This is a genomic window from Echinimonas agarilytica (assembly GCF_023703465.1).
Classification (GTDB): domain Bacteria; phylum Pseudomonadota; class Gammaproteobacteria; order Enterobacterales; family Neiellaceae; genus Echinimonas; species Echinimonas agarilytica.
The window spans coordinates 59,912-84,815 of sequence record NZ_JAMQGP010000007.1; the positions used below are offsets into that span (position 1 = coordinate 59,912).

A 24,904-nucleotide genomic window follows, 5' to 3' on the forward strand; every position below is an offset into this window, starting at 1 on the left:
GTTTTAAGTACACTGAAACTTGAATGAGGTGTCAAGCTCGCCGAACAGCGCTAACACCTGTTCGGCGATATCTGTGTCACTGGCAAATAACACGCCGCACCGATTCATAAAAACAGAATCTGGCTGGTTCAGCGGTAACGGGTTTCCAAACATGTCTGAAACCCAGGCGCCAGCTGCAGTGCCAAGCGCGGAAGTCGCGGCAAAGTCCCACAAACTTCCGCCCCCTAGCGCTTGTTTAGGCAACTTGAAATAACACGCCGGGGCATGTTCAAGTACTCCCACCGCATTCATCACCGCACCGGCTTTATGATGAATTTTAATATCGCTATACCCCATTTGGCAGGCGCGTTGCTTCAACAGTTTCACTGCTTGCGAAAAGCCTTGCTGAGACCTAAAACTGCGGTCAACAAAGAGGGTCAACACTTGCTGTTTAACACTGCTATCGGACTGTAAGTTGGGTGTCCAAATCCGTTGCTGCCGAGTCACAACTGAGGCGCCAAAACTTGTGGCTGAGTGGTTCACACCTTGATAAATAGTGTGGGTGACGGGGTCGTAAATCACTCCGAATATTGGTTGGCCGTCTTGTCCCACTAAAGCGATAGACACGGCATAGCCAGCCATGTTTTGTGTGAACGGCAAAGTGCCGTCGAGTGGGTCTACACACCAAAAATATGGCAAAACCAACCTTGGGTGGTCTCCCACAGCTTGGCTTGCAGCACTCTCTTCGCCCAGAAAGGCAATCTGAAAATGTTTCAATGTTGGTTTGAGTATTTGATAAATGAGAGCTTCGCAGTCGACGTCCACTTGCGTGACTATTTGCGACGCATCGGAGCTACCCGCCTGTTTTGTTTTCACATCGACTAAGCTTCTATCGACGTTTTGAATGTACTCACCCGCTCTCAATGCCGCTGTTGTCGCCACGCTCAATAGCTGTTGGATTTGGGTGGTATTTAGCACGCTCACCTCAACTGACATGTTGATCTGAATGACACATTCGCAACGCCTGCTCAGTCTGTTGAATACAATATTTTCCAATCTTCCAATGGTCAGGGCTCCACCCGGCTAAAAATCGATGAAAATCAGCCCACGTAATAGGGTACAACGCTCGCCATTGTTTAATCACTTCGTCCGGTTTAATGTTTGGCTGCCATTGCAGGAGCGCTGCTGTAAGTTGCTCAAAATACACATCGACCCACTTTGAGCCCTGAGCCAACAGTTGTGCGTCTGGCAAAACGCTACTCAATAACAACATCAGATCTTGAACACCAACGCCTCGTCCAACATATTGAAAGTCCACCGCAGCAACGCTTTGTCCTTTGTCATCAAAACAAAAATTAGCGAGCTTGGCATCGCCATGCATCAGACATTGATAACCGCAGTTTCGTAACGTTTGATCCAACTGTTTTGCCGAATTTTTTAATGTTGATTCGGGCATCGCCAACCACTCATCAGGGCGCGTGTCCAAGTGCCAATATCCACCGATAGGCCATAAACCTTCGGCTCGGCACTCAAGCGTTCGTGCGTGAAGCTTAGCGAGCCAACCAATGCAGGACTCAATTTGAACTGGGCTTGGGCGGTCATCCTTACCCAGTGTAAATCGAACCGGAAAGTCAACGGCCAAATCTTCCAGTACCAACACAATGCTCTGCGCTGATTCTTCAAAATACCGTAATTCTGGCATTTTGACTGAAGCGTTCAAAGACGCAACATAATCTCGATACCAATGCAATTCAACAGCGTATGAGTGGCGTTTACGTTGCGCTGAACCTTGGCTATTCCAGCCCCTAGGGTGAGAGTCAGATGACGCGTATACAATATGTTTTACCACGACTGACTGCGTGGTCGTGCCATCCAAACCCTCAAGCTTTAAACGCATTAATTGCCCTTGCCCAGCCCAAAGCGACTGCATGGGCGCAACGCTCATAACACGCTTGCATTTCATCGCGCGACAAATCGCATTTTGTTGTTGGTATGATAGATTCATTATTGAATTAAGCGCAGAGATATTCGCTTTGGTAAGCCCGAAAGAATAGCGTCAGTATATCAATAAATGATTCCATCCCGATGTCCCTACCCTGAGAAGTTTTAGATATTAATGAGCACAAGATCCAAACTAGATGTACCTACAGACTTGTCCTACCAGAATGGCGGCTGAACACTCGGAAAGTACTAAACAACGGAGGGCCAAGTGACTACAAATTCCATCGCCCTAGCCGTTTGAATCGATAACTAGTGTGGAATGACGATCTAACAAGTAACGGTGTAATGCCTACCTATTGGAATTTTTAGTACGCTATCAACTATTGTTTTTTGACAAACTGCGCTGTCACCATCATCTCGCCAGCGCCATCAACCCTGCAATCAAGCTGATGATCCTTGCCTTCAAGAATTCGTCTTACCAGTGCCTTCGTTCCAATTTTTAGAACCAGCGAACTGCCCTTTACCTTCAAGTCTTTCGCCAACGTCACTTTGTCACCTTCGTTCAACACCGTGCCGTTAGCATCTTTGACAACCACCTTTTCATCTTCAGCCAGTTCGTCTGGATTCCATTCATGCGCGCATTCGGGGCAAACCATTTGAGATTGATCTTGATATACGAATTCAGACTGGCAATTTGGGCAAGGAGGAAGTGACATAAGCGGTTACTATTTCAAGTGAGAATAGCCACATGATACTGTTTGAATTGAATCAGAGCGAGTCGCGCTGTATTCAAGCGGTGCGTTCCATATTCGACGGACCGAACATATCGATATCACCACCGAGCCGTATTAGAGGTATTTAGTGTTAAGCCTGCGCAAGGATGCATCGAAAATTGGCGGCAATTTTGTAACTCCCATCCGATTGAGCAAATGGTGTGAGCGCTTTCTTATTCGCTTTATTTACATCGTTAATGCTTGAGTGTTCAGTCGCCTTTACAGCAACGCCAGACGATCCTAATCCGCGCAAAGCAGTGCTAAATCTGAAAATTCCCTCCGGGGACTCGATGCTTAACAATATCGAGCCGTGCAGAGGACGCATCGACTCCGAACACTTTCGCTTTTCTTTGGTCAGCAAATTGAGCAGCCATTCCAGAACCACAGCCAATGTCCAAATATGAATCCCCTGTGCTGAGCCCAACGCGCTCTAGCACGGCATGATATACGGGGCTGCATTGACCTTCTTGGATACTGGCCCAGTCATGAGCATGCCCCCCGCATAAACGCCCATTAACAGCGCTAGTTCGAGGCTTGTTTTGAGTCATTACCATCACTCCTTTGAAATGAATCTCACAGGCACTCCTTCGCACCCACGGTGACTAAAACCTCGCAATTAGCATTGCGCCTTGCCTAGAACGTAATACCTGTAGATTTCTCTGGTGCAAATATCGTTCATTGCTTGGGTGGTTTGGGGGGTACATATCGCTTCATTTCCCAGAAGCGTCGTTTCAATTACTCGGCATTAGTTCCAGCATAGTCTATGAATGGGCATTGAGGCTCTGATCACGCGAGTCTCCAACATAATGCCATGTGACCTTTTACATATGCACAGCCGAATAAAGCCCGCCAATGGTGTGCACTAAAAAGTGCTGATAGTATGCTTATACAAAGGTGAGGTAATGCGAAAAAACGTCTAAAGAGCTGATGTAACATATATTTACAGCTGCTCTAAAAAAGAATTAACCGGCCTGTTAGTTCTGTAAAATTTTGCGAGATTTAACGGGGTACCAATCCATAAGCTTATCAGACAGACGTTTAACGATGTCTGGATGATCGGCCGCGAGATTGTGTTGTTCGTGTTCATCGTTGTCCAAGTTAAACAAACGCGGCGCTACCAAAAAATCCTTGTGATACTTTTGGTAACTCACATTCTTGCCGTCGTAGCTGACAATGAGTTTCCAATCATTCTCAATTACCCATCGATACAATAAAGTTGACTCAGGGTCATTCAAGTCGTCCATGTCATGGGCAAAGCCTTCACCAAAGATAACGTTACGCTCAATAGGGCTTTTCTCTTCTAAATTTTGATAGAGGTTTTCACCAGGCAGATCCGTTGGAACCGGAGCACCTGCCGCAGCTAAAATAGTCGGTACGATATCAATACTACTGGTAAGTTCCGTGCGCATTTGAGGCTCGAACTTGCTTGGCAAAGAGTACATAATCGGTGTACGAACACCACTTTCATTTGGACTTTGTTTGGATCTAGGTAAAAAGCGTTCTGCTAGGCTTGGATTGGTGACCCAGCCGTTGTCCGACACATATACAATCAACGTATTATCCTTTAATCCGTTTTTCTCCAGATAATCAAATATCTGGCCGTTGGTTTCATCAAACCATTCGATCATGGCATAGTATTTTGCTATCGATTCTGGACGCGACGCGTCACGGTATTTATTCAGCAAACGCTCAGGTGGATTGTGAGGGGTATGTGGCATGAAAGGCGCATACCAAACAAAGAATGGTTTATTCTCAGCTACAGTACGATCGATAAAATCGGTGATTTCATTAATACCTTTGCGGCCAATTTCTAACCCTTTGTCGCCGTGGCGGCCTGTGGGAGATGGAAAACCTTGTGTCATGCCTTCATCAAAGCCGCCGCGAGAAAAACTTCCTTCCCACCATTTACCCGTTTGTAAGGTCTGGTAGCCCTGCTTTTTGAGTAGCTGAGGTAAGGTTTTTACTTCATCAATTTTAGCGATGATTTCAGCGCGTTGCTTTTGGTACTCAGCCCCCTTTTTGCCGCCAGGAAGTTTGCGAGAAGGATCATTGCCCGTAATGCCATGTTGATGCGCATATAGACCGGTTGCAATGGTCGCTAACGAAGGCCTACACAGCGACGTTGGCACGTAGCCTCGTTTGAAAGTCACACCTTCACTGGCAAGTTGGTCAAGCGACGGCGTACTGACCACATCATGCCCCATAAATCCGTAATCGTTCCAAGCATGATCATCAGACAAAATGAGCACGATATTTGGCGGGTTTTGCTGTACTGACGACTCATCTTCAGCTTGTACTGCACATGCACACAAGGCTAACCCAGCAACCAACCAGGTCACTGTTCGATCAACTGCAAAATGACCAAAGTAATTCGCATACCTCGAACTCTTCCTCAACATTTCGTATTTTTCCTATGGTAATTAGTGGTCTTCGCTTGTTGGCGAACCGATTTATATCCGTATTACATTCGACCCGATGCGCCCGCTTCGATTGTTTTGTTTAAAAAGTATTCGTTGCCGTCATAAAATGACTTGGGAGACCACGCGGCATTCTCAGTAGGTAAATGCTTGGCCAAAGCGGTCTTAATATTTTGATAACCGGGCTCGCGCGCAACATTGCGCCACTCATCGCGATCAATATTGTGGTCATACAGTTCCTCACTGCCATCCTCATACCGAATATAGCGATAACGTTCGGTTTTCACCGCATGATTGTTTTCGCCATACGTCGTCACTACGGCGTGTTGCCAAGGGTGGTTTGGATCAGCAAGTAAGGGCGATAGATCCCGCCCCTCATTGCTTTCGTTTTTAGGCAATCCGCAAATATTGACCAACGTTGGATAGAGATCTAACAAGCTCACAGGTTTGTGACTGATTTGCTGCCCTTTGGATTGGGGAGGCTTAATAATTAGCGGCGTACGTGTTGCACGCTCCCACAATGTCATTTTGGCAAATTTGTCCTTTTCACCAATGTGATACCCATGATCCCCCCAAAGCACGACGGCTGTATTTTCTGCGTATTCACTATTTTCTAATGCATCAAGCACGATACCGATACATGAATCAACAAATGAAACACTGGCCAGATACCCCTGAACAATGTTGCGGTATTGACCGTTCTCAATCGCCCACTCAGTGGTGGGCATCATGGGGTGATCCGTCACCGATTTAGCAATTTCAGGCACATCTTGTAAATCATCACGAAGAAAAGGCGGTACAAACAAGTCTTTTGCGGGGTGCATATCAAACCACTTTTTTGGTACGTGCCACGGTGCATGAGGGCGCAAAAATCCGCATGCCATAAAAAATGGTTTATCGTGTTGTTCGTTAAGCTTGTTGGCGATCCAGTGAGCCGAGTCATAATCGGGCATCTGATCATCACGTTCAGGAAAGGGCCCCCAGTCAGTATTAGTTCTTGGATCATCCCATACATAATTTTGTTCAGGGTACGGCCCAAAACCTTTCACGCGTCCACCATAGTCGTCGACACTTCCGCTAGGCACACGATAGTGAAAGACTTTACCCACAGCAGCGGTGTAGTAGCCATGTTTCCTAAAATACTCAGTTAGAAAAATTGAATGGGCTGCTTTGTCGTTGGCTGCGCGGATATCATCGTCTTTAATGTGTCCGTAAATTCCGGTGGTTGAGGGAGCCAACCCTGTCATCATGCTCGCACGAGAAGGGCCGCAAATCGGAGCAGAGGCGTGAGCGTTAGTAAATAACGTCCCCTGTTTGGCGAGCCTATCGATATTCGGTGTTTTTGCGTTTGGGTGGCCGTTCATGGCACCGACCCAATCATTTAGATCATCCACGATTAACATTAATACATTCGGATATTCTTGCTTTAAAGCTTTAAACCAATCCAATTGAGACAATGCACCTGCAGTCGCCAATCCTGCACCGCCTAATAAAAAATTGCGTCTAGTAACCATGGTTTACTTATAATTCGGAGGGCTAAGTTTGAACAAATTACACCATAAACGTCTCATTTAACCAATAAATTAATTGCTATATAGGTCACAATAAATCAACATTTAGTCAATATCAGTCATTGGAGTTCATAAAATACCATGTCGTTCACAATTTCTAACCTCAGCATTTCAATTGCAGCAAAGACATGTCTGTCTGCAAGTTGTTTATCACTGGCTCTAATTGCATGTTCCGCATCCGATTCAGCCAACGAACAAGCTTCTCAACACGCTAACACACCGTCAGAAACAAAGGTGGTCATGGCGTACGGGCGTCACGTCCCAGAGCGAAAAGATGACTTTACATGGGAAAACGACAAAGTTGCATTTCGTGTTTATGGCCCAGCCGCAAAACCTACCGGGATCTCAAGTGGCGTAGATGCTTGGCTGAAGAAGGTCAACTACTCAATTATTGACAAATGGTATGCCGGATATTTAAAGGGGATTTCATATCATGAGGATCGTGGCGAGGGTTATGACCCTTACCATACAGGTCCAAGTCGAGGTGTCGGCGGTTCGGCCGTTTGGATTGACGGAAAACCTTATGCTGCAAGCAACTGGCTAGACTACACCATTCATGAAAACAAAGGTGATATGGTAAGTTTTACCCTAACGTACACCGTGCAAACGCCTTTAGGGCAAGTGGATGAAGACAAAACCATCACCTTGAAGCTGGGGGAGCAAATGTACCATGTCAGCTCAACATATAAATTGGATGGTCAACCCGCCCGCTTGCCTATTGCCATTGGGCTTGCCACACATGATGAAAAAGCCACAGTGTCCTCTGTTCAAGAAACCGGCCTAATTTCAGCGTGGGAAATGATTGATGAGCAAGGCTTGGGCTCGGCGGTCGCCATGGATCCTGTTTTAGTTGAGCGAATTGAGCATCTACCGAAGCCAGAGGTGGACGCGAGTCACATTTGGTTATTCACGCACACAGACGCGCAAGGGCATTTGGAATTTCGGGCAGGTTTTGGCTGGCAAGGAGCAGGCGAATTTGACTCAGAAAAGGCATGGCTCACTTATCTCGACCAGCAATCAACGCAATGGACGTGGAAGTAATGTAAAGCCTAAAACGGTTAGGGCCTGCCATTACCCTTCAGGCTCTAGCCAACATACTAGCGGTTTATTGCGACTCACTCGATTCTCAATTTACACCCAAAAATTCAGTAAATATAAAAATGTCAATTTTAAGTCTTGCTAGAAAACATACGGGCATCAGCGCCACGTTCAATGCATTTGCCCTCACCTTAAGCATCTTCAGCTGCACACCAACTAAAATGAAAGTATCGCAAAGCACACAAGCCGCAAGTCAAAACTCAGAGCTAAAGCTGTTACATCTCGGCAATACCCAAAATGCATGATTGCTCAGTGTTGGGAAATAATGTTCGCTATTTGAGACGCCCCCAAACAACAAATCTAATTCAGATTTCAAATATTGCCTAAACACCTAATAATTTAGGATAGTCTTAAGCTATCCTAAATTCATTCGTTCGCAGGAACAATCACAGACATGTCGCCACATAACCAAAGCTACAAATCATTCACTGCAATACTCACATCATAATGCCCCGGCCCATAAACCTTGGCAGGTTGATTCGGTATCTGAACCCTCGCAGTGGTGTTATTAGGCACTTCAAAATGCCATTCAACTGTATTTACTCCTCGTTGCCAATCACTCACAATATTTCCGTAACCTGTTTGATAACTCACTTGAACTGAATCTAGGTTGCTTGGGAAAACCGGAGCCAATTCAAAGTGCTGGAAACCTGGGTTGTCAGCTAACGGCCGAATGCCACCTAATCCTTCATAGAACCAACCATCATAACCACTGTGGAACGGATGATTGAGCGAACGCCCCGGCGCTTCTTTACGCATAGGATCACTGGTGGGGTCATACACACCTTTGCGTTCCCATAGAGTCGTTGCGCCAAGTTCAGACATTTGCCATGCATATCCTGGGTACCCTTCTGCTACAAATATATTGTAGGCGGTATCACCGTAACCATAGTCACTCAATGCTCGGTACACATAAGTCTGACCCAACGCACCGATAGATCCATGCCCCTTCCACGTCTCAACCACATCTCGGTTCAATGCGTCCGCTACAGATTGTCGTAAATCAGGTGGAGTCATTCCAAATCTAAGTGCCATCGCATCGGCAGTTTGGCTACCATAGTGGCCGGTTTTGGCGCTATAAAACTCTGCGTTAAACGCGTCACTTAAACGGCGAAATAGTTGACCATAATGCTCAGAATCACTTCCGCGCCCCAACAAGCTGGCTATCTTACTCATTAAATCGGCGCCATGAGCAAACAAGGCAGAGCTAGTAATAGTTGGGCTGGTATGTTGAGGGTTACACCGCTTACGACCCATTCCCGGTTTGAGCACAGGATCGCACCAGTCGCCATAGCCAATGCGGAGCAGGTCATTCTCAAGCTTCGCTTCACCGGCTTGCATATATTCCTGCATGCTTTCATATTGATCTTCGAGTATTTGCACATCACCATGATGCTTGTAATGCTCCCAAGCAATCATGACTTCGGCTACTGCCCAATCAAAATTTCCACCATGAGTACGTTTACCCGGTACCACAGCAGGCGCTACATACGTGGCAGTTTGGAAATCAACTAAGTATTTCTGCCACAGGTTTGCCATGTTGAAATTGTAGTTGCCGGTAATAAGAGCCGCGTGAGCATCTCCGGTCCAACCCGCACGTTCTCGAATTGGGCAATCCAATGGCACAGCCATCAGGTTACTTTCATAACTCCACAGGGCCATGTCGTGAATTTGATTTAATAACGCGTTTGAACTTTTAAACTGGCCTGCGACAGCTACATCACTGCGGACTAAGTCAGCCGTCAGCGCATCTATTTGAGGTTGTTCATGGAGCCCTGTAACCTCCACATACCTGAATCCATGCCAGGTAAAAATCGGAGCCCAAGTAGCCGGATCATCGCCCGAAGCAATGTAGGTATCGACTTGCTTTAACAGCGGCGCACCGCCTCCTGTTTTTTGGCTAATGTTACCCTCAATGTCGGCCCATTCCGCATATCGTAAGCTGATGGTTTGGCCAGCTTTAAGGTCTAACTTTGCTAAATTTAACGTTGGAACAGCAGTAAAGTTCTGGCCGAAATCAAACACCCAAACCTTGTCTTTGGGTTGATAAATCTTAATTGGGACCATGGCCTTAACTGCTCGAATAGCCGGCAGCAGTTGCGGCTCTAATTGCTTTGTGGGCCACTGCTGTAATACTTGTACAGGTTGCCATTGCATTAATTGCGCTGAACTGGCATGACGGTTCCACCCCTCTACAAAAGCATTGGCATCGTACAGTTCTCCCGAAAAGATACCTTCTTTTAATATGGGTGATGAGTGGCTCAGCCAATCTTTGTTCGTCGTGATCATCTGGGTAGTGCCATCGTCATACGTTATTTCTAGCTGCGCAATAAATTTAGGTTGGCCATAAGACAGCGTTTTCTTGGCCTTTGGACCGACTTTTTGATCAGGGTTGTTCCAACGACTAAACGCAATATTTTCATCGTACCACCCACTGCCCAAGTGCACGGCAATGGTATTTTGATCGACTGCGAGCAATGACTCCACATCATCAGTGTTATACAAAATTCGCTGGTCGAAATCGGTTTGACCAGGGTCCATCATTCGGTCATCTACCTTTTTGCCGTTGAGGAACACTTCATAGTAACCGGCAGAAGTGCTGTGCAACCGTGCTTTGACTAATTTTTTCGACGAATCCACCGTAAAATCGTAACGAAACAAAGATGCGGTTGGTTGGGCTTTGAGTTGCTCTACGACCCCAAGTTGCTTTTGCTTTTTTGAAGCATTTAAAGTGTCGTTGCTTTCAGGATGTACATTCGCTGCATAAAGCACCCAATTCATGCCTTTGTCATCCAATTTTGCGACTGTTCGTTGTTTGACTTGTAGCCATTGGGCTTGCCAATCTGATTTGTGAATCAGTCCCATTTCCCAAATCCCTGTAGCACTCCAAGCGCTCGGCTCTAAATCGCCTTCAGGCCATACTCGAACGCGCCAAGCTGCAGCTGCTTTGCTTGCGAGTGGTTTACCGCCATATGCGATATTGACAGACTGTCCGCTTGCAACTTTTCCACTATCCCAATAGTCAGAATTGCCAGCTGTGAGTAGTGCCTCAGAGCTGGCGACCTGAATTTGAAAAGCCGCTTGTTTCTTAACATTGCTTAACCAAGATAAACGCGGTGTTTGATGATGTACGTTTAATGGCCGTTGATTTTCTTCCACCAGCAATCCTGAAGGCTTTGCGAGAGTCGACGGTGCTGTAGATATTTGTTGCTCATCGCCAACACTGCACGCAAATAGCGCCAACACTAGCGACATGATAGATAGGGGGCGTATCATAAAAACTACCTGTTATTTGCTTTTGGGCTCACCTATCCATGACGTTCGAATTAGCGTGACCCACTTCCTTAATGATTGACAAACGTCGACATTGTTTAACGAAGAGCAGAGAATTTCAGAGAAACACACAGTCCACGCTCATATTGCCAAATCGTCCGTTCAGCAGAATCTCAGTATTGATCAACGCCGGCAAAAAGGGTTCATTAAGACGCCACGAATGTGACAAGCATCAATCAAATACAATTAAAACACACCACAACCAGCCAAATTAAATCAACATCAGATCGTCGTTAACATATCCACAAAGACGAGATCAATAAGTCGGTGTTTTATTACTGCAGATTGAAGTTAATTATCCATGAATATAAATCGAACCTGCCTTGCTATATTGCGCTTTGCGGTTACTCGTTTTTGTGCCTTCACTTTTCAAACTACACTTACGTATTAATTAAATGTGCCGAGCCCAAAAGGAGCATCAGGCCAGCACAAAATAACCGTGCTCAAACTCGTCGCAAAATACGCCGATGAACCCGTCAATATCGTTCACAAAAAACTCGAATATAATTCAAGAAATTAATATGCTGCAGTCCGCGCAACTTAATTTGATCTGACGCATCTCAAGTCACTCAAGCGGGCCTTCGAACAGACACGGTGATACGACAAATATTAGAAGATCATTCTTTAATCTTGTCACCAGCTTGCGCGGTCATTTTATCCATATGCTCGACCAACGGACAACGTTTTGACAATTAGCCCGTTGCTGTATCCAATGCCTAGAACATGGTCTCGTCTTGGTCGAATCAAGGAATCAATAAGAGTTGTATACCTAGACTTGCTGTTTCAAGATTCCGCTAAACTCATACTTCTATGCAGACAAGCGGAATACCGAATTAGCCGAGCTGTTTGAAAATGCACTGGAACACGCTATAGAGTCAGGTAACTTTGATGCGCTGCTCAAAAGCTCTTCTGGTTAGAACGTGGCGCTCCGCTTTTTGGACAACACCGAGGTAAAGGCTTTGGATGTGACGGAATCTATTTAGAGCCATGGGTCAGCCAAAACAGTCACTCACTGATTCAACATTGAATGACCATCAACACCCCCCAGTTTCATCATGAAACTGGGGCATAAAGACCCATTTATCTCTGTGCGACCAAGCTTGTAATCAGGCGAACAGGGCCCAGAAGTCCAGATGATTGAAGCTCTTTCGGTTGCTTCACGTAGAAATTATAGCCTGTAAAGGTGACACGTTTAGTTGGCGGTGGCGGCTCGTTATTATTGATCCACGGTACCGTGTCTCCAGTCATACTGTAACCACTGGTATCTGGCAATGCTTCATCACCAATTAAGCGGTTCACCCAAGTATTGGTGATTTTGATGTCGAGGACATTCTCACCCGGTTTAATCGCGTCTCCAATATCTGTCGCATAAGGGGGCTTCCAAAGCGTTTGCACAGCCTTGCCGTTGACAAACACCTCGGCCACATGATTAACCTGACCCAAATCTAAGTACAGTGACTTTTTAGTGCTCAGAGCATCGTCAGAAATGGTAAACGTTTTCCGGTAATTCGCCGTCCCAGAATAATGTCGAACGCCCTCCTCTGGGCTATCAATCCAGTCTATTAGCGAATTAAAAACTCGTGACTCTGGGCCGCCCCATTTGGGATCAAACGACACAAGCCAAGGACCTTCTAATGGAGTACTTGGTGCAAGTGTTGAACGATAAATGTGGTTGATCAAATGGCTATTTTGTCCAGTGTATTCAGGTTGATTCTGATCCCGACGAATAAGAACGAATCGGCCGCCGTAAGGTTCCAACTCCAGAATAGCTTTCAGGCGTTTACCATCTCGCTTGAAATGAGCTAACAACTCGACCGTTCCATCATCAATATTCCACAATTCAGGTACGCCATCGCCATTTCGAATATCGACTTCTACCTGTTGATATGAAGGTTGGCCGTTGTAAAAATAGTAAAGGTCATTGTGACCAATACGACGGTGGCTGAAGAACTTAACCGGCTCGCCATCAATTTTTAGGTCGGGCTCATAATTGAGCTCAGCAATGGAATCGACTAAATTGAAACTGCTCACGGTGCCTTTTTTGTACCGCTGAATGGTATTTGTATGTTCGCCCCACAGTCTATCCGCAATACGTTCAAACTCTCCTTGATGTTGCCATTCACTATACCCAATCACTTGCTTTGGCTTGCGGCCAATTACGGTCGCGCCCTGAGCGACCAAATCTTCGATACGCTTCAGCGTTGCCAACTGCATGTATTGTGTTTCAGTCAAATGTAGCGCTCGATAGCGCGTTCCCTCGGGCAGCACTAACCAACCGTCTTTTACTGATATACGCGTCAGCAACACGTCGGTATTGGTATAGTCGTACCCGAAGCCGTCTGGCACACCAGTGTTATTGGCATTACCAACACGCAGCGGCGCAACATCACCCAAATGAATTAAGAAATCAGAATCAGGAACTCCTTGTTGAAGTAAATAGGAGCCGCGCGCTAAATAATTAAACCACGCGGTTCCACCATTATTCCACCACGTTTGAGTTCGATCGATATGTGAGCCTATCGAATCCATGGTCATACCCGGTTTAACGTGGGTATTGGGTTGGTGGGCAAAACGGTGAAACATAGTTTCATTCACCCCTCTTGCCCACATTTTGTCGCCATAATGTTTATAAAAAAACGGGTGACCTTTCCAATTCACGGTGCGGATAGAAGTAAACGATTCAGCAGATATGATTTTTTTACCATAAATATGGGCCGATGAAATTGCAGCAGAAACACGACCGTTATAAACCGTGTCGCGCACCCAAAATTCACCCATAACGCGGTCGGCCATCCCCCCAGCCTTGAGTTCATCAAATGGGCCCCAACCATACGGTTCGATATATGATTCCAGACCATATTCATTAGCAATTTTGGTAAATTCACCAAAGTAGTTCGTCACCATTAAATCTGAGAGATGCTGGCGATATTCTTGCAAGATGGCCCCTGTATGTTCCACAGATTCGATAACTCGCCCGGTTAGCAGTGGTAACCAAGGGACGAAATCATAGCCGAATTTAGTTTTGAAGGAGGTGTCCATACCCTTAGTCCAGTTCTGCCCTCCCATTTCGTAGCTATCGATTTCTGTTGTCTTTAGCGAGTCATACCCGTGCTCTTTCATTTTATCGACCACTTTTCCAACATATTGTTTAAAGTGAAACCGTAATGCTTTGGGGTCAAATTTGTCGCATTCAAGCCCCTCTCCTTCAGCCGAAGCAGGCACGTTGAACGCTCCTGTACTGGTATAACCAAAGCGCAGTACGCGCCAGTCACCTTTGGCTAGTGTCACCCCCTGTTGCGGCAATTCCCCTCGATTTAGTACGAGCACTTCATCCGCTTTAATTATGGCTTGCGGATCAATTTGAGGGGCTAAACTTAATTGGCCACGCTCCATAGAGTTCATTGAAAGCCAATGGTCAATTCTAGGAACAGTCCACAAGTCAAAACGCTTCAGCGTGATGGGCTTGGTAAACACAAAGCGGAAATACTTGGCAGTGATGGTGTCAAGGTTAGGACTAAAGGCCCACATTCTTGCGCCTGTACGGGGCCGTCTTAGTTTTTCAACCACAGTAGAAAAAGTGACGCCATCATCGGACACTTTTAGTGCTGCATCGCCATGACGATCTGGGGTTTCGAGTTGCAAACTTCGCAGCGGTGTTGGCGTGTCTAATTCAACTTGAATCCAGTATTCGTTGTTAGCGTTTTTCTTAAACTGAAATTCAGTGTCCCAGTCTTTATCGGTTAAAAGGCTTACGTCGAGGCTTTTATCAGAAGAAGAGAAAGTGGCGTTCTCAAAGGCATTAGATTGATTGAACGAGTTAGTAGGAACCGCAATTACAGCAATATCACGATAAAGGCCTTCCGCATATCCGGGCTGTGGCGGGACGACTTTTTGCCCACCACGGAATGTTTTCTCAGACCACGTCACTCGCTTCATAGATAGTTCAGGTGTGATCCATGGTCCACCGCTAGAAGACCATCCATCCGAATTATGAATACCTAGCTCTATATCATGTTTATCGGCTTCGCCCACGGCATGCACCAGTGTGTCGAAATATTCGTCAGAACCAAATCTCACAGGGCCTCGAGACGAGTACGGCCAATTGCTTCGATGAACATGAAAAAAGATAGCGCCACCGATCCCTACATCTGACATCGCTTCAAAATCTTTGCTAAAACCGGGCTTGCTCATATTACCGTTCATGGCATGCATCCATGTTTTGGGCAAATACGACTTAGGCGGCGACTCAAATTCAGCATTCGAAAGCTCTGTCGCATTTAAACCAACGCTAGCCATCGCTAATAAAACACAGATTGGAAGGCCCTTGAGTAATTGAAGAAGCATGGTATTTCTCTTGGTTGAGGGACGAATGCAAAGAACAATTTCCCGCAAGTACCGCTACCGCCCCAACACTAAACAACACATCAATAAGTGCCTTGCTGAGCGAACAAGGCACATTGAAACAAATCCTACTGAATAACTCTGAATCCAGCGTTTAACACAATGGTACTACTTAGGAAGTAGGCGTTTGACATCTCGCGGGGTAGCATTGTTATTTCCACCTTCATTGGCCCCCGTGATCCACCAATACATCATTCCGGCGTCCGAGCAATCAAATTTGTTGGTTTGAAAATCAACAATGCCGTCGCGTTCTGCATAGGCCAACATATCCCAAATAAATGCAATTCCCGGATTTTGATGATCCTTTGCCCAGTCCCACTCGGTTACCGGGGTTTGCAAACCTACATTTTGATCACCTATTTGATGCTCAGTAACGCCAAAATCTAATATTTGCTGCCATGAGAAATAGTCTCCGCTGTTGTCATTTGCAGGATGATGAGACACAACATGAACATATTGCATAGCTGATGGATTTGCAGCTCGTAAGGCATATCCGATGAGATCGGGCTCACCTGCTTCTATGATCCATAAGGGATCTTTGGCTGTGGAGGCATTAATAGCGTCGACTAGATCGCGAGTGGCCGCTCGCTGATGAGTGCGACAATTATAGTAATCACGGAGATTCTCAAACGGACCAAAATACTCAATACTTTCGCTACTTAAGTCATGCAAAACCTGTTGGCGTCGGGCTTCACTGGATACATCAATTTGTTGTTTTCCTTTGTTGCTGAATGGTTCCAAATCACATGAATGTGATACATGTACCAAACGGTCGTTCAAAGAGGCTTGCTGTAACAACGCGAACATAATTGGAGTTGCGCCAATATCGTCCGGATCGGGCGAGTTGCCGTCTGCAACCACTGCTAATCGTCCTGCAGGTGGGTTCACAAAATCTAGCTTCGCGTCAGTCACATAGCTATCCCAAAACGCATGTACTGAATTGGCTCGATGATTTAATTCAAAAATCCACCAACTCGCAACAGCATCAGAGATATCAATACCGCCTGTCGCTATCACTGACTCACTTGATTTATCCTGTTCTTTCGCAACAATTTCACTTGTTACGATCTTTTGAGCCTCCACCCATAATTTACGAACATGCTGTTTGGAATTATCGTTGCTCGTTGCTGTTTCAAGCCATTTTTTACTCGGTTCAACATATAGCGGTGTTACAGGGCCCCGACGATTATGCCGTATAAATTTTCGTTTCGGGTTATGGCCGTCTTCAATCACCCGGTAGTCGGTTTTTGTTTTAACATATTCAAGTTTACTCGGCGTCGAGTAAGCTTCATTCCGCGCACTATTCTGCACCACAATAACATTGTTTTTGATGTGTTTTTCATCTACACCATTAGAAATCAAAGCTGAGATCCAGTCATGGGTAAAATCAGATGGCCCAGCTTCCTGAACCCATACATGACCATGTTTTGCCAACACAGACTGGACTTTTTCGGTCACCGCTTTAACCGCCTCAGCCCGATTATTATGGGCATCAGCCCACCGCGTATTTTCCGCTCCAAAAGCTAACGTCAAAAGAGAGCTGGCATTAATATACTCGCCAGTTTGCCGTCCGACAGCACCCGCCACTGCGAAATATTGAACCTTTTCAAAGTCAGCATGCGCAAGCATCGAACCGAGAGCAGCAATGGTGTAGATATCTTCGGTATCAAACTGAGCTAACAACAAGTCTTTTTTGGGATTGAAGCTCGGACGCAACGGGCCTTGGTTTTGACTCAGCGCAAACGACAGCTGCTGCCATCGTCCCCGCGCCCACGCGGTACCGTTGCCCTCAGGTATTTCCCCGTTGGTAAGTGCCATGGATTCAATACCAATCAGCTCGCCTTTGCGAAGAGCAATTCGCGGAAATGTATATGTTTCAGGTTTGAGGTCTCGGCTCGAACCTGGACCCACGTAAGACGCTCTGTAAGTACCGATGACTTTGCCGTTCTTCATCAGACGATACATTGACTCACCGTCTTCCTCGGTAATCACTGTAAGCGCTACATCATAAAGTCCTGTTTCGCCGTCGAACTCTCTAACGGCTCGGGCATACATATTTCGATATGCAATGATCCTCGCATCAACGCCAAGTGAATCATTTCCTTCATCGATATAATAAGGGACACGACCCGTATCAAGCACACGGAAATCTTTCGTTGCGTCATAAACAATGACTGCTCCACTCGCTGCCAACTCATCAGAATCTTGTTGTCCAACAGAGCTAAATGTAAGGGATAAGGTGGTAATTATTAACGTGCTTATTAGTTTTTTCATCGTATTTTCTAGAAGTTAATTATTCATTACAGTTTCAAATATCAGCTTTTTTAAGCCCTATGCGTGACTGTATATTTTGTGCATCAACACAGCATCTTTGTGATTAAAGTAAAGCGTATCCGCTTACGGAGCATACAACTCTTCGATAGGCGCTATATTTGACGAATATATCTTGCTTCCTACGCTCAAGTCGCTATGGGCAAGCCCCATTGCAAACACACTTGATAACGCGATATTTTTGCAATCAGGGCCTGTCGATATCCATGTCTCCAGGCCACTCACCTTTATAAAGAATGATTTCTTCGATTGGACTAACCACTTGAAAGTGTCATAAATCATCACAATACAATCATTCTATTCACGAAAAATGTAATTTTAAATAACATTTTTGACTAAATGTGACCAATGTTGATTGTTGGTGCATTCGATTTATAACATAATCTTAACCAATCAAATTCATTCATCGTAAATAGGTATGTGGTTTCATATGTTCAAATTATGGTTATTACCGCTTGTAGCGCTCGTAAGCGGAGACGCCCATAGCAATGTAAAAGCCAACGAGAAGTGGAACTACGAAGAGCGGGACGGCTTAGTAATCATTGAAGGTGAGCACTTTGCAAGTCAGCATTTAGACCAAAAGCGTCGCTGGCTGACTTTCAACAAAAACTCAGCTGCGCATGACTATAACGATGCAGACCGAATGCACTACCAAAACGCTAGTAACGGAGCGTATATAGAGTTATTACCAGATACTCGCGTCAATCATCATGATGTTCTGGTTCATGGAGAAAATTTTTCCGCTCACCCCGGCACAGTGGCAGTGCTTAGCTACCCTGTTCATTTTTCTACACCTGGCCGCTACTATGTGTGGGCGAGGGCCTTTAGCACAGGCAGTGAAGACAACGGGCTTCATATAGGTCTCAACAACATTTGGCCTGAATCAGGTCAACGGCTCCAATTATGTGATGGAAAAGATCAGTGGACTTGGTCATCTGCACAGCGTGTTGAAGGCAACCATTGTGGCGTTCCTAACTCCATTGCATTGGATGTACCAGCGGCGGGCGTGCACAACGTCATGGTCTCTATGCGAGAAGACGGTTTTGAACTGGATAAATTGGTACTCACCACCCATTCAAATTTTATCCCTCAGGGTCAAGAAAACGCCGAGACACTCTCTTTTAAACCCGAACTGGACAAAAAGAAGCTATTAAAAGGTGTTGAACAATACCACCGAGCCCTGTTCGCTAGCCGAGACTTCACATATTCAGTCACTCCCACCGCGCTCAGCATCGATCAACTAAACGAAACTGTGGCAATCAATCGCTCGGTAACATCAAGTCTGGATCAGTATGTATCGGTAAGAGAAACGATAGGTAAGAAAGACGCAGGCACCCACGAGCTCACCTTGGTGACGCTGAGCGAAGGGCAAGCCCAGTCGCGCTACCAAGTAAGAATTAATGGCCAAGTCATCGCAGTTTTTACGAACCCCAAAAGCGAAGCCGAAGGATCAGAAATCTATTTTCAAACGAATGAAGTCACGCTCAAACAAGGAGACATTATTGAAGTCGCTTGCATGGCGTTATCTCAGCACGGGCCTCAAAGTCAGGGACGGTGGCGGGCACTAGTTGTCGGAACACAATAGCACTTTCTCGAATGATCGGGTCAGCGAACAAAATACAACGAATTATTAAAAATGATGGCAATTGAACAAATGAAAAAATATTTTGCGTTGCTTGCAACAACCTCAGCTCTATTCGCATTAACGAGCTGTTCCTTCTCTCAAGTGGGTGACATGCAGACTTCTGAGAAAGAAACTCTGCGACCAAATATCCTATTTATCTTGGCTGACGATCACCGCTGGGACCTTCTCGGGAACGACCATCCCATCATTAAAACGCCAAACTTAGACACGCTTGCTAATTCAGGCACAGTGTTCAAAAACACTTTTGTCACCACCCCTATTTGCGCATCCAGTCGCATTAGTATTTTGACAGGACTAACAGAACGCACACACGACTTCACGTTTGGACAACCGGCCACCGGCGTGCAAGAGTCTGCAGCGATGTATCCAGCGCTGTTGAAGCAAGCGGGCTATCGCAGTGCTTTTGTAGGTAAATACGAAATAAAAATATCGGGTGAAGACAGCGATCGATTCGATTACTTTAAACCGCTATTACAGGCCAAAACAGAGCAATATCATGGGCAGCCACTACCTCAAACTTACTACATTGCTGAGCTTGCTAAAACCTTTATAGAACAATCCCAAGATGATGCAACCCCTTGGACAATGTCGGTTAATTTCTGGAACCCACATGCACATGATTTTGACCAACAAGATCAATACCATTACCCCCCAGAGTTTGAAAGTTGGTATCAAGACGTCACGATTCCTTCGGCCAAATTATCCGATGACGACACATTTTCGACTCTGCCTGACTTTCTTCAAGCATCAATCGCCCGTGATCGTTGGGAGTATCGCTTTGGTGATGAGGAAACGTACCAGAAAATGACTAAACGTCATTATCGAGCAATTAGTAGTGTCGATAAAGCTGTTGGGATGATCATCAAAACTTTGGAACAAACGGGTCAAGCCGATAACACCATTATCATTTATACCGGTGACAACGGCTACAGCCTGAACGAACGTCAGCTGGCCGGCAAATGGTTTGGGTGGGAAGAAGATCTAAGGGTACCACTGATCATCTACGATCCCCGCGGTAGTGCTGATGGCACAGTATCAAAGATGGCCCTGAACATTGATATTGCCCCCACAGTTCTCGATCTGGCTGGCGTCGCTATTCCAGACAACTACCAAGGAAAAAGCTTAACGCCCCTTTTGAAAGGCGAGCCAACACAATGGAGAAATGAGTTTTTCTTTGAGCATATGTACCAGCCTAAACGAGTTTCCATTCCTCCCATTGTTGGCGTTAGAACTGACAATTGGAAATATGTGCATTTCTACAAGCACAATCATCAGCAGTTATATGACTTGGAACGCGATCCAGCCGAAGCGGTAAATCTAGCGTTAGACCCAGAATATCGGCCTATTTTGGATGATTTAGCATCCCGAACCCAGGCTTATATTGAACACTATGAAGCCCAGCGTAGTGACGAAGTAGCAGCCAGAGAAAGTTTCAAAAATCGAGTGGATTCGGAATAGCCTGAAATAACTCATAACCAGAAAATCACAAAGCGAATGATATCGAAGGATGAGGTTCACTCGCACAAAACAAGTGTTTCTTTTAGGAAAATTGACCATGAAAGCATTGATAAAAATCGCCAGTATTACAATCGCTATGAGCGTTGCCAGCTGTGCCTACCATTCATCAAACGCGCCTTTGTCTGGGCCAACGATGAGCAAGGCGCAGGTAGGCAGTTTTGGTGATCAGGGTGACGGAACGTATGTCAACCCAATCTTAAATGCTGATTACCCAGATTCGGATATCGAGCAAGTTGGCGACACCTACTACATGATTACATCCAAGCAGCATATGTCACCAGGCATGCCAATTTTAGAATCTAAAGACATGGTGAACTGGACCAATATCGGTCATGCCTTTCCAAAATTATCGTGGGCACCAGAATACAATTGGGACCGAATGAACGGATATTCGTTTGGCACTTGGGCCGGTGATATTGCCTACCATGAGGGCACTTGGTATGTCTATCAAATTGACTACCAACATGGGCTTATGGTGACCACAGCCAAAGATATTCGAGGCCCGTGGAGTGAGCCCATCATGATGCTGCCGAAGTCTGAAGTATTGGATGACCCCGCTGTATTTTGGGACCATGACACAGGTAAAGCTTACGTGATTATCAACACGGGCAAAAAACAAAAAGCAGCCAGCAATACGATTGAGGGCAACGAAAACCGAATTTACGAGATGAGCTGGGATGGCACCAAAATTCTAGATGAAGGCAAATTAGTATATACAGGTATGGGTGCGGAAGCCGCTAAAATCTATCGCATCAACGACATGTGGTACATCTTTATGGCTCAGTGGACAATGGGCGATAAATCAACGCTTCCGGGGGTTAAAAACCCAAAAAATGACCGTAAACAACTTGTTCTTCGTTCCAAGGAAAGCATCTATGGCCCTTACGATGTTCGAACCGTTTTAGAAAAAGGCTCTGCGTTCAATAACCGCAGCGCAAGCCAAGGTGGCTTGATGCAAGCCCCAGATAAATCGTGGTGGTACATGCATCAACTGATTCAGAACGATGACATTCCTTTTCAAGGGCGGCCTCAGTGTTTAGAACCCGTGACATGGGTTGACGGTTGGCCAATTATTGGTGTTGACGAAGACAATGATGGTATCGGCGAACCCGTAAATCGCTACAAGAAACCAATTGATGGATACCCAGTTGCAGCGCCGTTCTCTGATGATGATTTTGCTTCTACAAGCTTGGGGCATCAATGGGAATGGAACCACAACCCCAGAGACAGTCACTGGTCTTTAACAGAAAGACCGGGCTGGTTGCGCCTAAAAGCCAGTAAAATTTTACCAAACTCCAAAGGTCATGGTCCCAAAATTAACGAATGGACTAATAACGATGGATCAGACTCTGATTTTTGGCGTGCCAGCAACACCTTGAGCCAACGGGTTATGGGCATTACTACGGGCACGGCAGTGGCAAAATTTGATGTGTCGGGTATGGCTCCAAATCAACTTGCAGGATTTGTCCGATATGGGGGCGTATTTAACTTACTCGGCGTACAAATGGATTCAACCGGCCGTAAAAACCTATTCTATATGGATCCAATGGGCGACAGAATTATCGGTCCAGAACTCTCAAGTGACGTTCTTTATGTACGTACGTCCAATGCCCGCAATCAGGCGACTTATGAGTACAGCGTTGATGGCAAGGTATTTAAGGCCTTTGGCCCGACATTTACCATCGCCTTTGGGAAATGGACGGGCGATCGTTTAGGTTTTTTCTCTTGGAATGAAAAGCAGGACGAAGGCCACATTGATATCGATTGGTTTACATACACCTACGATGGCCCTAAGGCAGCGCAACTGAAAGAGTAAGCATAGCCATCTGACCGAGCGTTCATTCAACAATGGGCGCTCGAGTGGCTCATCTTGATGTTTACTCATTCAGGAAAGTCAGCGCCGAACGCAACGGTTTAAGGCTTGGGGTCAACCCTTTGCAACCAAGCCAAGGCTGGCAAGGCACATCAGAAAATAACAACGATCCATTGGAGAGCATGACATGAAAGATATAGCCAAAACACGCCTCCCCTTAGCAACTTTGCTGCTCAGTTTGTCACTCAATATTATCTGCCAAGCGAATGAGCCTGAACATCCTACGCAGCTAGGTTCTGAACTGACTGAAATACCCAATATACTATGGCTTGTTATTGAGGATATGAGCCCTACTTTGCCTGTATATGGTGACCATACGGTTGCTACACCAACAATTTCGGCTTTGGCATCCGAGGGCATAAAATATACGAATGTGTATTCAACCTCTGGAGTCTGTGCACCTAGCCGCGCGGCATTGGCTACAGGTTTGTATCCATCTGCATTTGGAGCCAACCATATGCGCACAACCTCCAATACCGAACAAACTGGCTTACCCAGGTATGAGGCGGTACCGCCTGATCATGCCAAGATGTTGAGTCAATACATGAGGGAGCAGGGTTACTACACAACCAACAACTTGAAAACTGACTATCAGTTCACCCCCCCCAAGGCAGCATGGCATGAAAGCGGCCCCTACGCCCACTGGCGTGACCGGCAGCCCGGACAACCATTTTTTGCGGTGTTTAATTTTACCACGACGCATGAATCGGGTTTGTTTGAACCCTACGGATTTAGGAAAGTAGAATCGCGCCACTATTTCGCAGATAACGCCGAGCGCATTGCCAAACTTCCCAAGCATCACGCGATTAAAACCGACGAGAAAAGCACTCCAATTCACCTTGCAAAAGACACTGTGTTTAATATTCCACCATATCTTCCGAACACGCCTTTGGTTCGCCGCGATATGTGGAAGATGTATAACAATCTAGTGGAAACCGACCTTCAAATTGGCGCTATCATTGCGCAGCTGAAAGAGGATGGTTTATATAACGATACTATCATTGTGTTCTATGCCGATCACGGCGGTCCTCTGCCCCGTCAGAAGCGCTTAATCTATGACAGTGGTATAAAAGTTCCCCTGATTATTCGTTTTCCGAATGCGTTATCAGCAGGCCGAACAGATGATCAACTAATAAGCTTTGTCGATTTTGCCCCAACCACTTTGTCATTGGCTGGAATCCCAATTCCCGAGCATATGCATGGCCGCAACTTTTTAGCAAACAATGACACACCTAGGCGCTATATCCATGCCGCAGCCGACCGCTTTGATGAAGCAACGGATACCATTCGAGCGGTCAAGGACAAACGCTATAAATACATTCGAAACTACCGCCCCGAACAAGGCTACTACTTGCCATTGGCATACAGAGAAAAGATTCCAACAATGCAAGAACTGCTGCGGCTAAATGCTATAGGACAGTTAACCGCAGCACAAGCCCAGTGGTTTAGAGCTCAGAAACCTGCCGAAGAGCTATTCGATACCTTCAAAGACCCACATGAACTAAACAATTTAATCAGCCATCCAGATTATCACGAACAACTCACTGCTCTGCGAGAAGAAATGGATCGCTGGCTTGGAACGATCGGCGATAAGCCCATGCTGCCTGAACGCCAATTGATCGCCCAATTATGGCAAAACCACAACGAACAACCGCTAACTCAGGCCCCAGAAGCTCATTGGGAGTCTGGCCTATTGAGCCTGTCGAGTGCCACAGCGGGCGCATCGATTGCTTACAAAATTATAGGAAATGAAACGGAGCCCAAACAGTGGCAACTTTACCAAACTCCTTTTGATGTGCTGCCCAATAGTCAATTGCGCGTGGTCGCTCACCGCATTGGTTATCAAGAAAGCATCTCTACAATATTTCATGTCTCAACAGCACCACCATACGTCAGTACAACGAGGCCCAATCCAAGCGCACATACACACAACAATAGTCGCGTTATTCAAGACTAAGCTTCACCAAGCTTGCTTGCCATATTCCAAGAGAAACACGCATCACGTGTTCAATAATTTCATGAGG

Annotated in this window: 14 protein-coding genes; 5 read left to right on the forward strand and 9 right to left on the reverse strand. The window is 45.9% G+C overall.

Annotated features, from left to right (window positions below):
* Positions 1–3: 3 nt before the first annotated feature.
* From NAF29_RS13455 to NAF29_RS13480, 6 genes are all read right to left on the reverse strand, one after another.
* Positions 4–957 (reverse strand): 3'(2'),5'-bisphosphate nucleotidase CysQ family protein, encoded by a 954-nt coding sequence (locus NAF29_RS13455; RefSeq protein WP_251262155.1) that lies wholly within the window; start codon positions 955–957, stop codon positions 4–6.
* A 7-nt stretch (positions 958–964) separates the two neighbouring features.
* On the reverse strand, positions 965–1,909 hold the full coding sequence (locus tag NAF29_RS13460) for an ecdysteroid 22-kinase family protein (protein WP_251262156.1): 945 nt from the start codon (positions 1,907–1,909) through the stop codon (positions 965–967).
* A gap of 391 nt (positions 1,910–2,300) precedes the next feature.
* The gene (locus NAF29_RS13465) at positions 2,301–2,636 is read right to left on the reverse strand and encodes a zinc ribbon domain-containing protein YjdM (protein ID WP_251262157.1); all 336 of its coding nucleotides are present in this window, start codon (positions 2,634–2,636) and stop codon (positions 2,301–2,303) included.
* A 317-nt stretch (positions 2,637–2,953) separates the two neighbouring features.
* A complete protein-coding gene (locus NAF29_RS13470; protein ID WP_251262158.1) occupies positions 2,954–3,241 on the reverse strand; it encodes a class I SAM-dependent methyltransferase in 288 nt (95 codons plus the stop codon).
* A 426-nt stretch (positions 3,242–3,667) separates the two neighbouring features.
* Positions 3,668–5,092, reverse strand: coding sequence for a sulfatase family protein (locus NAF29_RS13475; protein WP_251262159.1), 1,425 nt, complete (start codon positions 5,090–5,092; stop codon positions 3,668–3,670).
* A gap of 62 nt (positions 5,093–5,154) precedes the next feature.
* Positions 5,155–6,624 (reverse strand): sulfatase, encoded by a 1,470-nt coding sequence (locus tag NAF29_RS13480; RefSeq protein ID WP_251262160.1) that lies wholly within the window; start codon positions 6,622–6,624, stop codon positions 5,155–5,157.
* Positions 6,625–6,762: 138 nt separating this feature from the next.
* Between NAF29_RS13480 and NAF29_RS13485 the strand changes: the two genes are divergently transcribed.
* Positions 6,763–7,722 carry a DUF4861 family protein gene (locus NAF29_RS13485; RefSeq protein ID WP_251262161.1) on the forward strand — a complete coding sequence of 320 codons (960 nt, stop codon included), beginning with the start codon at positions 6,763–6,765 and terminating at the stop codon, positions 7,720–7,722.
* A gap of 471 nt (positions 7,723–8,193) precedes the next feature.
* Here NAF29_RS13485 and NAF29_RS13490 read toward each other — a convergent pair whose 3' ends face one another.
* The 3 genes from NAF29_RS13490 to NAF29_RS13500 form a co-directional block, all read right to left on the reverse strand.
* A complete protein-coding gene (locus NAF29_RS13490) occupies positions 8,194–11,055 on the reverse strand; it encodes an alpha-L-rhamnosidase (RefSeq protein WP_251262162.1) in 2,862 nt (953 codons plus the stop codon).
* A 1,137-nt stretch (positions 11,056–12,192) separates the two neighbouring features.
* Entirely contained in the window at positions 12,193–15,456 is a 3,264-nt protein-coding gene (locus NAF29_RS13495) for a glycosyl hydrolase (RefSeq protein WP_251262163.1), read from the reverse strand.
* A 165-nt stretch (positions 15,457–15,621) separates the two neighbouring features.
* Positions 15,622–17,787: a hypothetical protein gene (locus tag NAF29_RS13500; protein ID WP_251262164.1), complete on the reverse strand. Its 2,166-nt coding sequence runs from the start codon at positions 17,785–17,787 to the stop codon at positions 15,622–15,624.
* A 487-nt stretch (positions 17,788–18,274) separates the two neighbouring features.
* On the opposite strand from NAF29_RS13500, the gene NAF29_RS13505 reads away from it, so the two are divergent.
* The 4 genes from NAF29_RS13505 (at position 18,275) to NAF29_RS13520 (ending at position 24,837) form a co-directional block, all read left to right on the forward strand.
* Positions 18,275–19,429 (forward strand): hypothetical protein, encoded by a 1,155-nt coding sequence (locus NAF29_RS13505; protein WP_251262165.1) that lies wholly within the window; start codon positions 18,275–18,277, stop codon positions 19,427–19,429.
* Positions 19,430–19,498: 69 nt separating this feature from the next.
* Positions 19,499–20,947: a sulfatase family protein gene (locus tag NAF29_RS13510; RefSeq protein WP_251262166.1), complete on the forward strand. Its 1,449-nt coding sequence runs from the start codon at positions 19,499–19,501 to the stop codon at positions 20,945–20,947.
* Positions 20,948–21,044: 97 nt separating this feature from the next.
* Positions 21,045–22,823, forward strand: coding sequence for a glycoside hydrolase family 43 protein (locus tag NAF29_RS13515; RefSeq protein ID WP_251262167.1), 1,779 nt, complete (start codon positions 21,045–21,047; stop codon positions 22,821–22,823).
* A gap of 184 nt (positions 22,824–23,007) precedes the next feature.
* Positions 23,008–24,837, forward strand: coding sequence for a sulfatase family protein (locus NAF29_RS13520; RefSeq protein ID WP_251262168.1), 1,830 nt, complete (start codon positions 23,008–23,010; stop codon positions 24,835–24,837).
* Positions 24,838–24,904: the final 67 nt, after the last annotated feature.